General features: G+C 74.5%; 8 protein-coding genes and 1 riboswitch. Of the genes, 7 read left to right on the top strand and 1 reads right to left on the bottom strand.

Annotation, left to right across the window (positions count from 1 at the left end):
• Window positions 1–251 precede the first annotated feature (251 nt).
• From NX801_RS18455 to rox, 4 genes are all read left to right on the top strand, one after another.
• Complete coding sequence (locus tag NX801_RS18455) at window positions 252–1,325, top strand: CobW family GTP-binding protein (RefSeq protein WP_258788855.1); 1,074 nt, start codon at window positions 252–254, stop codon at window positions 1,323–1,325.
• Between the two features lie 225 nt (window positions 1,326–1,550).
• A complete protein-coding gene (locus NX801_RS18450) occupies window positions 1,551–2,654 on the top strand; it encodes a DUF1266 domain-containing protein (RefSeq protein ID WP_258788854.1) in 1,104 nt (367 codons plus the stop codon).
• Entirely contained in the window at window positions 2,651–3,790 is a 1,140-nt protein-coding gene (locus tag NX801_RS18445; protein WP_258788853.1) for a DUF1266 domain-containing protein, read from the top strand. The genes NX801_RS18450 and NX801_RS18445 overlap by 4 nt, the downstream gene beginning before the upstream one ends.
• Before the next feature lie 194 nt (window positions 3,791–3,984).
• Complete coding sequence (gene rox, locus NX801_RS18440; RefSeq protein ID WP_258788852.1) at window positions 3,985–5,412, top strand: rifampin monooxygenase; 1,428 nt, start codon at window positions 3,985–3,987, stop codon at window positions 5,410–5,412.
• A 782-nt stretch (window positions 5,413–6,194) separates the two neighbouring features.
• Here rox and NX801_RS18435 read toward each other — a convergent pair.
• Window positions 6,195–8,648 carry a DNA gyrase/topoisomerase IV subunit A gene (locus NX801_RS18435; protein WP_258788851.1) on the bottom strand — a complete coding sequence of 818 codons (2,454 nt, stop codon included), beginning with the start codon at window positions 8,646–8,648 and terminating at the stop codon, window positions 6,195–6,197.
• Between the two features lie 209 nt (window positions 8,649–8,857).
• On the opposite strand from NX801_RS18435, the gene NX801_RS18430 reads away from it, so the two are divergent.
• From NX801_RS18430 to NX801_RS18420, 3 genes are all read left to right on the top strand, one after another.
• Window positions 8,858–10,273: a M16 family metallopeptidase gene (locus NX801_RS18430; protein ID WP_258788938.1), complete on the top strand. Its 1,416-nt coding sequence runs from the start codon at window positions 8,858–8,860 to the stop codon at window positions 10,271–10,273.
• Between the two features lie 26 nt (window positions 10,274–10,299).
• Window positions 10,300–11,682 carry a M16 family metallopeptidase gene (locus NX801_RS18425; RefSeq protein ID WP_258788937.1) on the top strand — a complete coding sequence of 461 codons (1,383 nt, stop codon included), beginning with the start codon at window positions 10,300–10,302 and terminating at the stop codon, window positions 11,680–11,682.
• A 634-nt stretch (window positions 11,683–12,316) separates the two neighbouring features.
• Window positions 12,317–12,482, top strand: a riboswitch (cyclic di-AMP (ydaO/yuaA leader).
• Window positions 12,483–12,494: 12 nt separating this feature from the next.
• Window positions 12,495–13,280, top strand: a complete 786-nt coding sequence (locus NX801_RS18420) for a M23 family metallopeptidase (protein ID WP_258788850.1) — start codon at window positions 12,495–12,497, stop codon at window positions 13,278–13,280.
• Window positions 13,281–13,607: the final 327 nt, after the last annotated feature.

Here is a 13,607-nt window from a genome sequence, read left to right as displayed (position 1 = left end):
CTGGCGGGCGACCGGCCCGCAGGGCCCCGGCGCACGACCCGCCGCCGCCCGCGCGTCCCCCGGCGGACGACCGGGTGCCCGGCCCCGGGCGGGCGGCCCGGGGCACGACCGGCTCCTGCCCGGCGGAATGCCGGCCGAGCGGTCCGGCGCGCGACCGGCCCGAGCCCGGCGGGTGACCGGGCGGGCGGTTCCGGCGGGGGCCGGCGGCGTGCGATTCTGGGGGTTCGTCCACGACCGAGAGAGGGCCGTCCTTGAGCGCGCAGCAGATCCCCGTCGTCGTCCTCGCGGGCTTTCTGGGGTCGGGCAAGACCACGCTGCTCAACCAGTTGCTGCGGAGCGCGCGTGGCACCCGTATCGGTGTCATGGTCAATGACTTCGGCTCCATCGAGGTGGACGCCATGACCGTGGCCGGGCAGGTCGGTTCGACCGTCTCGCTGGGCAACGGCTGTCTGTGCTGTGCCGTGGACGCGAGTGAGCTGGACACCTATCTGGAGACGCTCACCCGCCCCGCCGCCCGGCTGGACGTGATCGTCATCGAGGCGAGCGGGCTCGCGGAGCCGCAGGAGCTGGTCCGGATGATCCTGGCCAGCGACAACGACCGGATCCTGTACGGGGGTCTGGTCCAGGTGATCGACGCGGCCGAGTTCGACGCCACCCGGGAACGCCATCCGGAGACCGACCGCCATCTGGCCATCGCGGACCTGGTGGTCGTCAACAAGGCGGACCGGGTGTCCGCCGAGGAACTGCGGCGGGTACGGGGAGCCGTCACCGGTCTCGCCGGACGGGCCGCCGTGACCGAGGCGGTGTACGGACGGGTCGATCCCGAGCTGCTCTTCGACCGGGTGGTCCGGGAGGACGACGGGGGCGCGCGGCAGCTCTCCTTCGAGGACCTGGACGAGGTGTACGCGGTCGCCGAGCCGCACGCGCACGCGGCGTACGAGACGGTCTCCTTCACCGCGCCCGGTCCACTGCACCCGCGCCGGCTGCTGGAGTTCCTGGACTCGCGCCCCCAGGGGCTCTACCGGATCAAGGGCTTCGTGGACTTCGGTGCCGCCGACCCCGGCAACCGGTACGCGATCCACGCGGTCGGCCGCTTTCTGCGCTTCCGCCCCGAACCCTGGCCGCCCGGCGCCGACCGGCTCACCCAGCTGGTGCTGATCGGCTCCGGCACCGACGGCGAGGCACTGCTCAAGGCCCTGGACGGCTGCCGGGTGACCGGCCCGGCCGACGCCCCGGACGAGCACGCGATGTGGGGGGTGCTGCGGTACGCCCCCGAGGGCACCGCCGGGGAGGAGCCCCCGCCCCCGGCCGATGCCGAATTCTGACCTGACGGCCACGCCTCCCCGGTGAGTTCATAAGATCACCCCTGTGGAAACGGGGATACCGGGGACGACGGGACAGCGGGGGCAACGGGAATGACAGCGGCGCGGGGGACAACGGCGGAGGGGCCGGCGGCGCCGGGATCCGGGGCTCCGCCGGGAGCACCGGGGGCGTCAGGAGCAGCGGGGGCACCGGGAACGCCGTTCGCGCCCACCGCGATCGAACAGCGGTTGTACGAAGCCTCCCTCGGCGGCGATCCGGCGGCGCTGCCGGCCGCCCTGGCCGGTGTCCGGCTCTTTCTGCCGCTGGACCGGCTGGCGGCCGACACCCCGGGCTTCACCGCCCCGCTCACCCCGGTGCGGGACCCGGCGACCGGCAAGCGGAGCATCGCCGTCCACACCGCAGGATCGCTCCCGCCCTGGCACCCCGAGCAGGTGCACCGCGCCCTCACCCTGGGCGAGCTGGCGGACAGCTGGCCGGGCGGCCGGCTGCGGCTGGCCGTCAACCCCGGTACCCCCTGGGCGGTCAGCACCGGGGCGCGCCCCGCCGACCGGGCCGGCTGGCGCCGTGCCGCCACCGCCACCGGTGGCCCCCCGCGCGGCCTGCTGCTCACCCACGCCGGGCAGCCGCGCGACGGCGCCCTGGCGCACGGACTGGGCTGCGGCGCCCATCTGTCGGTGCACAACAGCATGGCCTGGAACGACCTCGGCGCCACCTGCTTCGGCTACGCCGAGGACGCGGCCAGGCTCCGGCGGACCTGGGGCGTCACCCACCGGGCCGGATTCGCCGAGGCCCTGGCCGCCCTGCACGGGGCGCGGCTCTGCGGCCGGGAGGAGGCGCTCGCGCTCACCACCCGTACCGCTCTGGCCCGCCGGCTGGGCCGGGAGCCGTCCCCGGACGAGTGGCAGAAGGAGACCGGGCGGGCGCTGGACCGGCGCCGGGCCGGCGCGGACACCCGGGCGGAGCTCCGTACCGTCGTCGAGCGGATCACCGGCTACGAGGCGGCGTTCCGCCGGGACGGGCTGCTCGCCGCCGGGGAACGCGTCGACTCCCTGGCCGCGTTCGACTACGGCCGGGTGGTCTGCCTGGTGCGGCTCGGGCTCGGCGCCCGGCTCTGTGACCCGGGCCGGGCCGAGGAGGCGGTGCTGACGGCCGGCCGGCTCAGCCGGGAGACGTACGGATCCTGGGCGGCCTTCTCGGCGGCGTACGCCCTGGCCCGGGTCCTCGCCTTCGACGAGGGCGCGTTCGGCCTGACGTACCAGGAGTCCGTCGCCCAGCACCGCGTGCTGACCGGCGATCCGGCGAGCCCCTTCCGGAGCCTGCCGTGGTCATGAACTGGACCCCGCCCACCGTGATCGAGCGGGAGCTGTACGAGGCCGGGCTGCGCGGCGACGTGGCGGCGCAACTGCGGGTGCTCGCCGCCGAGGAGCTCTACATCGGGCAGTACCGGCACGAGGTGGACGCCGAACCGGACATGGTCACCTGGCGGGCCGTGCAGGACCCGGCCACCGGCTGGCTCTGCAAGCCGCTGCTGACCCGGGGCATGCTGCCGCCCTGGCACCCCGACTGGGTGTTCCACGGCGTCAGCCTGGACTGGGTGGCCCGGTTCGACTGGTCCGGCCCCCAGCAGTTCCTGGTGGTCAACGGCGGCACCCCGGCCGCCGTCAGTCTTCCGGCGACCCCTGAGCACCGGGCGGTCTGGCGCCGCCACTACGCGGAGAACGAGCGCACCACCCGGCCCCGGCTGCTGGCGCTGCACACCGGGCCGCTGCACGGTCCGCTCGCCTTCGGCCTCGCCTGCGGGGCGCATCTGGCGGTCCGCGACGGGGTGCCGTGGAACGAGGCCGGCACGGTCTACGACGACTACCCCGGGCAGCGCCGCGCCATGGAGCGCGACTGGGGCCTCACCGACCACGCGGGCTGGCAGACCCAGGTCTCCGCCCTGCTGGAGTACCGCAACAGCCCGGCCGCGCCCGAGTTCGCCCTGCGGGTGCGCGAGCAACTGCGCCGGGGTCTCGGCGAGTCGCCGCCCGCCGATCTGTGGCGGGAGACCGCCGCCGGGACCCTGCACGACGAGGGCGCCCCGCCGGACGTGGTCGCGGACATGGAGGAGCTGGTCCGCCGGATCATGCGGTACGAGGCCCGGTTCCGGGCGGACGGGCTGCTGCCCGGCGACGGCCGGGTGACCACGGCCGCCGCGTACGACTACGGGCGGGCCGCCTGCCTGGCCCGCTGGGGGCTGGCCGCCCGGCTCTGCGATCCGTACCAGGCGGAGCGGACCATCGTGCACGCCGGGGCGCTGAGCAAGGCCGCGTACCGATCCTGGGAGGACTTCTCGGCCGGCTATGTCCTGGGCCGGGCACTGCGCTTCGACGACGAGGAGTACGGCCCGTACTACGAGGACGCGCTCGTCTCGCACCGGCTGCTGCTGGCGGACGCGGGCAGCCCCTGGCGGAACATCCCCTGGTGAAGTCGCCCGGTGGATCCGGCCGGTGACGGGCGGCCTCGGCGCCCAGGAACCGGCGCACGACGGGCGCAAAGAGAAAGGCAAGGAGTTCGCCCACTCCTTGCCACTCTCAAGGTATAGCGCACAGGGGGCCTTGCGGCAAGGCCCCCGTCCTCCCGCAGAATCACCGGCCGAAGCACGATTCCGGGGGAGTGGGAATGATTGATGTGATCGTGGCCGGCGGCGGGCCGGTGGGCCTGATGCTCGCCGCCGAACTGCGGCTGCACGGGGCGCGGACGGTCGTGCTGGAGCGGCTGGCGGAGCCGGCCGGGGAGTCCCGGGCGCTCGGCCTGCACGCGCGCAGCGTGGAGGTACTGGACCAGCGCGGTCTGGCGGACCGGTTCCTCGCGCTCGGCCGGCGGTCCGCGGGCGGCGGCTTCGCCGCCATCGACAAGCCGTGGCCCGACCGGCTGGACACCACGCACGCGTATGTCCTCGGCATCCCGCAGGCCCTCACCGAGCGCCTGCTGGGTGAACGCGCCGTCGAACTGGGCGCCGAGATCCGGCGCGGGAGCGAACTGACCGGACTGAGCCAGGACGAGCACGGGGTCACCGCCGAACTGGCCGACGGTACGCGGCTGCGCTCGCGCCATCTGGTCGGCTGCGACGGCGGCCGCAGCACGGTGCGGAAGCTGCTCGGCACCGGCTTCCCGGGCGAGCCGAGCAGCACCGAGACGCTGCTGGCCGAGGCGGAACTGGACGTGGACCCGGAGACGCTGACCGCCGTGATGGCCGAGGTCCGCAGGACCCAGCTGCGGTTCGGCGCCATGCCGCTCGGGGACGGCCTGTACCGGATCATCGTGCCCGCGGAGGGGGTGGCCCCGGACCGCGCGGTCCCGCCCACCCTGGAGGAGCTGCGGCGGCAGCTGCGCGCGTACGGCGGCACCGACTTCGGGGTGCACTCGCCGCGCCGGATCTCCCGCTTCGGTGACGCCACCCGGCTGGCCGAGCGTTACCGGACGGGGCGGGTGCTGCTCGCCGGCGACGCGGCGCACATCCATCCGCCGACCGGTGGGCAGGGCCTCAACCTCGGCATCCAGGACGCGTTCAACCTGGGCTGGAAGCTGGCCGCCGAGATCGACGGCTGGGCGCCCGAGGGGCTGTTGGACAGCTATCACACCGAACGCCACCCGGTGGCCGCCGACGTGCTGGACAACACCCGTGCGCAGATGGAACTGCTGTCCGCCGCCCCGGGGCCCCGGGCGGTGCGCCGACTGCTGGCGGAACTGATGGACTTCGAGGAGGTGAACCGGTACCTGATCGAGAAGATCACCGCGATCGGGGTCCGCTACGACTTCGGCGAGGGCCATGAACTGCTCGGCCGGCGCCTGCGGGACGTACGGCTGACGCGGGGGCGGCGCCTCTACGAGCTGACGCACGGCGGCAAGGGCCTGCTGCTCGACCGGACCGGCCGGCTCTCGGCGGCGGGCTGGGCGGACCGGGTCGACCATGTCGTCGACGGCAGCGAGGAACTGGACGTGCCCGCCGTGCTGCTGCGGCCGGACGGGCATGTGGCCTGGGCCGGCGAGGACCAGCGGGAGCTGCTCGGCGCGCTGCCGAAGTGGTTCGGCGCCGCCGCGAGCTGAGCCCGCCGGGGCCGCGGGGCGGGGAGCGCCCGCGCCCGCTTCGGCGGCACCCGCGCCCGGTTCCGCGACACGAACGCCGCACCTCGGCGCGCGGACCCGCACCGGCGCATGCGGTCTCCGGCCCCGGGCCCCCGGTGATCCGGCGGCCCGGTGCGCGGCGCCGGACCGGCCGGACGGGGCGTACGACTCCGGCGGGGCGGTCCACCGGCGCCGTACGGCACGGCACAAGCGCCCGGGTTCACGGCGGCCGGTACGACCCGGCGGCCCGGTCCGGGCCCGGGAGGCACCCGGGCCGGGTTCCGGGGCCCGGGCTCACGGCGGCCAGGGCGCCCGGTGAGGCCCGGTCGGCCGGCGTACGGGTCCCGGAGGGACGACCCACTGGCGCCGTACGGTGCGGGGCGGGCGCACCACGCGGGCCCCGCACCGCACGGCGGCCGGGGGCCCCCGGTGAGGCCCGGCGGCCCGGTGCGCGGCGCCGGACCGGCCGGCCGGGGCGTACGACTCCGGCGGGGCGGTCCACCGGCGCCGTACGGCCCGGCACAAGCGCCCAGGTTCACGGCGGCCGGTACGACCCGGCGGCCCGGTCCGGGCCCGGGAGGCACCCGGTCCGGGACCGCGCCCGGGCCGGGCCCGCGCCAGGACCGGGCCCGCGCCAGGACCGGGCCCGCGCCAGGACCGGGCCCGCGCCAGGACCGGGACCGCGCCAGGACCGGGACCGCGCCAGGGCCGGGACCGCGCCAGGGCCGGGACCGCGCCGGGGTCGGTTCGCCGGGCGGCGCTCGTCAGACCACCGCGCTCGCCACCACCGCGACCGGCGCGGACAGCGGCGCGCCCGAGCCGTCCCGGCGGGGGTCCCGCTCCGGAAGCTCCACCGGGGCGCCGGTCTTCTGGGCCGCCAGGGCCGGGGCGGCGCCCGCCCAGGCCAGCACCAGCCGGTCCTCGCCCCGCAGGAACCGCTGGCAGCGCACCCCGCCGGTGGCCCGGCCCTTGCGCGGATACTGGTCGAAGGGGGTCAGCTTCGCGGACGTACCCGCCGCCCCGTCCAGCGTCCCGCCGGCACCGGCGACCGTGAACACCACCGCGTCCGCCGCCGGGTCCACCGCCGTGAAGGAGATCACCTCGGCGTCCGCGCCCAGCTTGACGCCCGCCATGCCGCCGGCCGGCCGGCCCTGCGGACGCACCTGGGCGGCCGGGAAGCGCAGCAACTGGGCCTCGGAGGTGATGAACACCAGGTCCTCGTCGCCGGTGCGCAGCTCGACCGCGCCCACGATCCGGTCGCCCTCCCGCAGCGAGATCACCTCCAGCTCCTCCTTGTTGGCCGGGTAGTCCGGCACGACCCGCTTCACCACGCCCAGCCGGGTGCCCAGCGCCAGTCCGGGCGAGGCGTCGGCCAGCGTGGTCAGGCAGACCACCGTCTCGTCCGGCTCCAGGGAGAGGAACTCCGAGATCTGCGCCCCGCCCGACAGCGTGGGCGCGGCGGCGGTGTCCGGCAGCTGGGGCAGGTCGATCACGGAGAGCCGCAGCAACCGCCCGGCGGAGGTCACCGCGCCCACCTCGCCGCGCTGGGTGGCGGCCACCTCGGAGACGATCACGTCGTGCCTGGCCCGCCGGCCGCCCCCGGCGAACGGCTCGGCGGTCACCGTCCGGGCCAGCAGCCCGGTGGACGACAGCAGCACCCGGCACGGGTCGTCGGCCACCTGGAGCGCCGTCGTCATCACCGGGGCGCCCGCCGACTCCAGCAGGACCGTGCGCCGGTCGGTGCCGAACTTCTTCGCCACGGCGGCCAGTTCCGAGGAGACCAGCTTGCGCAGCTCGGCGTCGGACTCCAGGATCCGGGTCAGCTCCGCGATCTCGCCGGTGAGCCGGTCCCGCTCGCTCTCCAGCTCGATCCGGTCGAACTTGGTCAGCCGGCGGAGCGGGGTGTCCAGGATGTACTGGGTCTGCGTCTCGGAGAGCGAGAAGCGCTCCATCAGCCGCTCCTTGGCCTGCGCCGAGTTCTCGCTGGAGCGGATCAGCCGGATGACCTCGTCGATGTCGACCAGCGCCACCAGCAGGCCCTCGACCAGGTGCAGCCGGTCACGCTTCTTGCCGCGCCGGAACTCGCTGCGGCGGCGCACCACGTCGAAGCGGTGGTCGAGATAGACCTCCAGCAGCTCCTTCAGGCCCAGGGTGAGCGGCTGGCCGTCGACCAGCGCCACGTTGTTGATGCCGAAGGACTCCTCCATCGGCGTCAGCTTGTAGAGCTGCTCCAGCACCGCCTCGGGGACGAAGCCGTTCTTGATCTCGATGACCAGCCGCAGCCCGTGCGCCCGGTCGGTGAGGTCCTTGACGTCCGCGATGCCCTGGAGCTTCTTGGCGCCCACCAGGTCCTTGATCTTGGCGACCACCTTCTCCGGGCCGACCGTGAAGGGCAGTTCGGTGACGACCAGGCCCTTGCGGCGGGCGGTGACGTTCTCCACCGCCACGGTCGCCCGGATGCGGAAGCTGCCGCGCCCGGTGGCGTAGGCGTCCTTGATGCCGGCCAGCCCGACGATCCGGCCGCCGGTCGGCAGGTCGGGCCCGGGGACGTACCGCATCAGGGTTTCCAGATCGGCGTTCGGGTGCCGGATCAGGTGCCGGGCGGCGGCGATGACCTCGCCCAGGTTGTGCGGGGGCATATTGGTTGCCATGCCGACCGCGATCCCGGAGGCGCCGTTGACCAGCAGGTTCGGATAGGCCGCCGGGAGGGTGACCGGCTCCCGCTCCTGGCCGTCGTAGTTGGGCGCGAAGTCGACCGTGTCCTCGTCGATGGACTCGGTCATCAGCGAGGTGGCGTCCGCCATCCGGCACTCGGTGTACCGCATCGCGGCCGGCGGGTCGTCGTTGCCCAGCGAGCCGAAGTTGCCGTGGCCGTCGACCAGCGGCAGCCGCATGGAGAACGGCTGCGCCATCCGCACCAGGGCGTCGTAGATCGACGCGTCGCCGTGCGGGTGCAGCTTGCCCATCACCTCACCGACGACCCGGGCGCACTTCACGAAGCCCCGGTCGGGGCGCAGCCCCATCTCGTTCATCTGGTAGACGATCCGGCGGTGCACCGGCTTCATCCCGTCCCGGGCGTCCGGCAGGGCCCGGGAGTAGATCACCGAGTAGGCGTACTCGAGGAAGGAGCCCTGCATCTCGTCCACGACGTCGATGTCGAGGATCCGCTCCTCGTAGTCGTCGTCGGGCTGCGTGGTCTTCGTGCTGCGGCGGGCCATCGCGGCTGCGGCTCCTTCACCAACAAGGCTGATCTGACGCGGACCATTGTGGACCGTCCCACCGACAACGCCGACCGCGACCCGGAAGAGGGACGCCGTGGCGGAACGGGAACTTCGCCAGGTCGCGGTCCGCTTGCATAGGGTGGCAGGACTCTGTGCACAAGCTAGCCACCCACATCCGACTCGCGATCGAAGGGACGTACATGCCCATGGGTCACACGGCCACCGCCCAGGCCGGCTCCGGCGGGCTGACGGCGACCGAACACCGGCTCTCCAATGGCCTGCGCGTGGTGCTCTCGGAGGACCACCTGACCCCGGTCGCCGCGGTCTGCCTCTGGTACGACGTCGGCTCCCGCCACGAGGTCAAGGGCCGCACCGGGCTCGCCCACCTCTTCGAGCACCTGATGTTCCAGGGCTCCGAGCAGGTCCACGGAAACGGACACTTCGAACTGGTGCAGGGGGCCGGCGGCTCCCTCAACGGCACCACCAGCTTCGAGCGCACCAACTACTTCGAGACCATGCCCGCCCACCAGCTGGAGCTGGCGCTCTGGCTGGAGGCGGACCGGATGGGCTCACTGCTGTCCGCCCTGGACGAGGAGTCCATGGAGAACCAGCGGGACGTGGTCAAGAACGAGCGCCGCCAGCGCTACGACAACGTCCCCTACGGCACCGCCTTCGAGCGGCTCACCGCCCTCTCCTACCCGGCCGGGCACCCGTACCACCACACGCCCATCGGCTCGATGGCCGACCTGGACGCGGCCACCCTGGAGGACGCGCGGAACTTCTTCCGCACGTACTACGCGCCCAACAACGCGGTCCTCTCGGTGGTCGGGGACATCGACCCCGAGCGGACGCTCGGCTGGATCGAGAAGTACTTCGGCTCCATCCCCGGGCACGACGGCAAGCAGCCGCCCCGCGACGGCTCGCTCCCCGACATCATCGGCGAGCAGCTCCGCGAGGTGGTCCGCGAGGAGGTGCCGGCCCGCGCGCTGATGGCCGCCTACCGGCTGCCGCACGACGGCACCCGGGAGTCCGACGCCGCCGACCTGGCGCTCACCGTCCTCGGCGGCGGCGAGTCCTCCCGGCTGCACAACCGGCTGGTCCGCCGCGACCGTACCGCCGTCGGCGCGGGCTTCGGCCTGCTGCGGCTGGCCGGGGCGCCCTCGCTCGGCTGGCTGGATGTGAAGACCTCCAGCGGCGTCGAGGTGCCGGTGATCGAGGCGGCCGTCGACGAGGAGCTGGCCCGGTTCGCCGCCGAGGGGCCGACCCCCGAGGAGATGGAGCGCGCCCAGGCCCAGCTGGAGCGCGAGTGGCTGGACCGGCTCGGCACCGTGGCCGGCCGGGCCGACGAACTCTGCCGGTTCGCCGTGCTCTTCGGCGACCCGCAGCTCGCCCTGACCGCCGTCGACCGGGTGCTCGACGTGACGGCCGAGGAGGTCCGGGCGGTCGCGGCGGCCCGGCTGCGGCCGGACAACCGGGCGGTGCTGGTCTACGAGCCGGTCACCCCGGAGGCGGCCGAGCAGAGCGCCGGAACCGGGCAGACGGACCGGGCGGACGAGACCGAGCAGACCGAGCAGACGGGCCGCGCCGGCGAGGCCGGCCAGGAAGTGGGGGCGGACCGGTGAGCGAGACCGCCGAGACCCTGACGTCGATGGAGTTCCACCCGCAGCCCCAGCCGGGCACGGCCACCCCCTGGGACTTCCCCGCGCCCGAGCGCGGCACCCTGGAGAACGGGCTGACCGTGCTGCGCTGCCACCGGCCCGGCCAGCAGGTGGTGGCCGTGGAGGTCTTCCTCGCGGCCCCGCTGGACGCCGAGCCCGAGGGGCTGGACGGCGTCGCCACCATCATGGCCCGCGCCCTGTCGGAGGGCACCGACAAGCACGCCGCCGAGGAGTTCGCGGCCGAGCTGGAGCGGTGCGGCGCCACCCTGGACGCGCACGCCGACCACCCGGGCGTACGGGTCTCCCTTGAGGTCCCGGTCTCCCGGCTGCCCAAGGCGCTGGGCCTGCTGGCCGAGGCGCTGCGGGCGCCCGCCTTCCCGGAGGGCGAGATCGAGCGGCTGGTGCGCAACCGGCTGGACGAGATCCCGCACGAGACGGCCAACCCGGGCCGCCGCGCCGCCAAGCAGCTCTCCAAGGAGCTGTTCCCGGCCGCCTCCCGGATGTCCCGGCCGCGCCAGGGCACCGAGGAGACGGTGGCCGCCATCGACGCCGTGGCCGTCCGCGCCTTCTACGAGGCGCACGTCCGGCCCGCGACCGCCACCGCCGTGGTGGTGGGCGACCTGACCGGCGTGGACCTGGACGCGGTGCTCGCCGACACCCTGGGCGACTGGACCGGCGACTCCGCCGAGCCGCGCCCGGTGCCCGCGATCACCGCCGACGACACCGGCCGGGTGGTCATCGTGGACCGGCCCGGTGCCGTCCAGACCCAGCTGCTGATCGGGCGGATCGGCCCGGACCGGCACGACCCCGTCTGGGCGGCACAGGTGCTCGGCACGTACTGCCTGGGCGGCACCCTGACCTCCCGGCTGGACCGGGTGCTGCGGGAGGAGAAGGGCTACACCTACGGCGTACGCGCCTTCGGCCAGGTGCTCCGCTCCGGTGCGCAGACGCCGGTCGGCGGCGCGTCCGGCGCGGCGATGCTGGCGATCAGCGGCTCGGTGGACACCCCCAACACCGGCCCGGCGCTGGAGGACCTGTGGAAGGTCCTCCGCACCCTGGCCGCCGAGGGACTGACCGACGCCGAACGCGACGTGGCCGTGCAGAACCTGGTCGGGGTGGCGCCGCTGAAGTACGAGACGGCCGCCTCGGTCGCCGCGACCCTCGCCGATCAGGTGGAGCAGCACCTGCCGGACGACTACCAGGCGCAGATGTACGCCCGGCTGGCCGAGACCGGCACCGTCGAGGCGACGGCGGCCGTGGTGAGCGCCTTCCCGGTCGACCGCCTGGTCACCGTGCTGGTCGGGGACGCCTCCCAGATCGAGGAGCCGGTCGCGGCGCTCGGCATCGGTGAGGTGACGGTGGTCACCGGCTGAGCGGTGCCCCTCCCCGCCCCGGCCGCCGGGGTGCTCTCCAGGCCCCGGCCGCCGGGCCGTTGAGCGAGCCCCGGCGCCCGGCCGGGGACCCGCGGTGGCCCTTGTGGTGGCTTTTGTGGTGGCCCTCGCGTCCCGGACGCGAGGGCCACCACCGGGTGTGCCCTGTGTCTCCCTGCCGCTCCCTCTGATCGTTCCCTCCGAGTTCCCTTCTCCGGGCCCCGAGTGCCCGTCAGGCCCCGGGGCGGGTGGGACCTGACGGGCTGCCCTGCGGGGGGCTCCCTGTCCGCCCGGGGGGATCGGTGGATGCCGGCGGGCCGTCCATCTGCGTCCGGTGGCCGCCCGTCCGGTGGCTCGCCGCCCCTCTCCGCCGGTGGGCCGCCGGCGGGCCGCACCGGCCGGCCGCAGGGTGGCCGCCGGGCGGCCTTCGGGTGGCTGCGGCTTCCGGCCGGTTGGCCGGAAGGAACCCGGGGGCGTACCCCCGATCGATCCGTCGAATGTCCGGTTTGCCATGGAGAGAAGCCGTCTGCGCTGTGGCGTGCGCTACAAAAGGCCGCGTTCGTTTGCCGCCGGAATGATCTCCCGCTTAGCGTCTTCTGCGCTGTCCGCTCTTCGCAAGCGCCGCAACCGTGGCATCGGGCAGCGATCGCCGAGTCCCCGTCAGGCGCGAGCCCCGGGGAGCCGGGGACCCACCAGTCCCCTGGGGTGAATCGGACGCCTTCGCCACCGCGCGGAGGGGCCCGTAGGAGACCTTCCTGCTCCGAACCCGTCAGCTAACCCGGTAGGCGAGAGGGAAGGAAAGGATCAGCCCCTACATGGCGTTCACCCGTGCTGCCGGGAAGCACCGTGCCCCGAGCCGTATGAGCCGCAAGAGCGCTCACGTCGCCGGCGTCGCGGCCATCGCCACCACCGGAGTCATCGGCACCCTCGCCACCCCGGCGCTCGCCGCCGACGTGGAGAGCACCCCCTCGCCCGAGGAGACCGGGCTGAGCCAGGTGATCAGCACCGAGACGCTCGCGGACCAGGTCGGCGCCCAGGCCGAGGCCCAGGGCGAGGAGGCCAGTGAGGCCGCCGCCCTCGCCGAGGCGCAGGCCAAGGCCGAGGCCGCGGCGAAGCGGAACGCCGAGATCCGTCTCCGGGCCGCCAAGGACGCCAAGGAGCGCGCCGACCGCGAGGCCGAGCGCAAGCGCCTCAACTCCTTCCAGGCCCCGGTCGACGGCAGCTACGTCAGCACCGGATGGCACACCGGTGGCTCCATGTGGTCCTCCGGCAGCCACACCGGCATCGACTTCCACGCCGCCTCCGGCACCGAGGTCGTCGCCGTGGGCCGGGGCACCGTCGTGGAGGCCGGCTGGGGCGGCGCGTACGGCAACAACGTCGTCATCCGCATGCACGACGGCACCTACACCCAGTACGGCCACCTGTCGTCCATCAACGTGCAGGTCGGCCAGGACGTGCTCCCCGGCCAGCAGATCGGCCTCTCCGGCTCGACCGGCAACTCCAGCGGCCCGCACCTCCACTTCGAGGCCCGCACCGGTGCCGACTACGGCTCCGACATCGACCCGATCGCCTATCTGCGCTCGCACGGCGTCACCGTCTGACCCGCGCCACGCGCCCGGTCCGCGAACCGGACCCACGGCCCCGGCCCCCGCGAGGGAGACCGGGGCCTTCGTGCGTCCTGGCCGCCGTACCCCGCCGCGCCCATTTCCGGGTGGCGGTCCGGAAGAAGTCCGAGGATTCCCGGTGGGTATCGGAAATTCCGCCGCCCTGCCATAGAGTTCCGTAGAGTCCCGAACGGCGTGCGGAGTTCCGTACGGCGGGGGAGTTCCGTCGGGTACGTGAGGGGCCGCGGAGAGACCGCCGGCGGAATGGGCCGGGGAAATCCGCTTCCCCTCCCCGGGAACACGCGGCCGGGGGCGGGCGGACCG

Origin of the sequence: Streptomyces pyxinae, assembly GCF_024756275.1 — a bacterium.
In the GTDB taxonomy this organism is placed as follows: domain Bacteria; phylum Actinomycetota; class Actinomycetes; order Streptomycetales; family Streptomycetaceae; genus Streptomyces; species Streptomyces pyxinae.
This window is presented reverse-complemented; position numbering and strand designations above follow the sequence as displayed.

Excerpts from the sequence above, each read along its gene's own strand:
- NX801_RS18445 (WP_258788853.1), top strand. The coding sequence starts at position 2,651 with ATGAACTGGACCCCGCCCACCGTGATCGAGCGGGAGCTGTACGAGGCC.
- rox (WP_258788852.1), top strand. The coding sequence starts at position 3,985 with ATGATTGATGTGATCGTGGCCGGCGGCGGGCCGGTGGGCCTGATGCTC.
- NX801_RS18435 (WP_258788851.1), bottom strand. The coding sequence starts at position 8,648 with ATGGCCCGCCGCAGCACGAAGACCACGCAGCCCGACGACGACTACGAG.
- NX801_RS18430 (WP_258788938.1), top strand. The coding sequence starts at position 8,858 with ATGGGTCACACGGCCACCGCCCAGGCCGGCTCCGGCGGGCTGACGGCG.
- NX801_RS18425 (WP_258788937.1), top strand. The coding sequence starts at position 10,300 with ATGGAGTTCCACCCGCAGCCCCAGCCGGGCACGGCCACCCCCTGGGAC.
- NX801_RS18420 (WP_258788850.1), top strand. The coding sequence starts at position 12,495 with ATGGCGTTCACCCGTGCTGCCGGGAAGCACCGTGCCCCGAGCCGTATG.